The following is an 859-nucleotide window of genomic DNA, read 5'->3' as shown; positions in this document are numbered from 1 at the left end:
ATAGGATTAACAGTAATAGCTGTTTCGGGGATGTCATAAATAAGACCTTCACCCATCATCGGTATACCACGAGAACGCATTTCATGTTGCCAACTAGGGATAGAGGCTAACAGTTCCTTCTTCGTCTCTTCATCCAAATGCGGGGCATCATCCCATGTCGCATTCTGGAAATAGAGGTAACCAGATGTATCTTTCATGAACAGATCAATGAGCTTAGTCAGACCGTTCTCTGGTGTAGCTGTCATCGTGATCAGACCACCAGTAGTAGCAGTACGAGTTACGCACTGTGAATAAATGTCCATTGATTTAAATGGATCTTCTTCGTCCAGCCAGATGTAATCAACTGTTGCACCCATGAGTACGTGTTCACCCTGTTGGGTAGAACGGAATTCGATAGTTGACCAACCATCAAAATCACCATTAGCATCGTGATGTTTAATCTGTGCGATTTTAATCAAGTGCCCATCTTTCTCTAGGTTATCAAAGTCAATATAATCACGTGGAATAGAACCTGTACCTACTTCATCTGTGTCTTTACCAAGAGGCGTTCCAAACAATTCTTTTTGTAGAACCTTTCTTGTAGAATCCCCGGTAATACCTACAGCCCAAGCAAGGATAGGTTTCTCAAATCTGTGTCCTTCCCACCATTCTGGATATTTACCAGTAAGATGATAGGAGAACTCTACAGCCTCTGAATAAGATTTACCAACACGGTTCGCTGCACAAAGGAAGCGACGTTTGTACTTTTTAGATGCTGCATAAAAATCCTTCTGAAAAGGATATGGGTAGAACTGATCTACCTTGTTATATTTAATTGCTTTCTCACGTTGTTCAAGAAGAGAAATAATCTAAGTCGGAT

General features: G+C 41.1%; 1 protein-coding gene. It reads right to left on the bottom strand.

Annotation, left to right across the window (positions count from 1 at the left end; all coding sequences use genetic code 11):
• Positions 1–815, bottom strand: an 815-nt coding sequence (locus N1032_RS24395; protein ID WP_259543091.1) for a terminase large subunit domain-containing protein, incomplete at its 3' end; no start/stop codon positions are given.
• Positions 816–859 lie beyond the last annotated feature (44 nt).

This window comes from Herbiconiux daphne (assembly GCF_024979295.1).
In the GTDB taxonomy this organism is placed as follows: domain Bacteria; phylum Actinomycetota; class Actinomycetes; order Actinomycetales; family Microbacteriaceae; genus Herbiconiux; species Herbiconiux daphnes.
The sequence above is the reverse complement of the archived record's forward strand: the minus strand, read 5'-3'. Positions and strand labels throughout refer to the sequence as shown.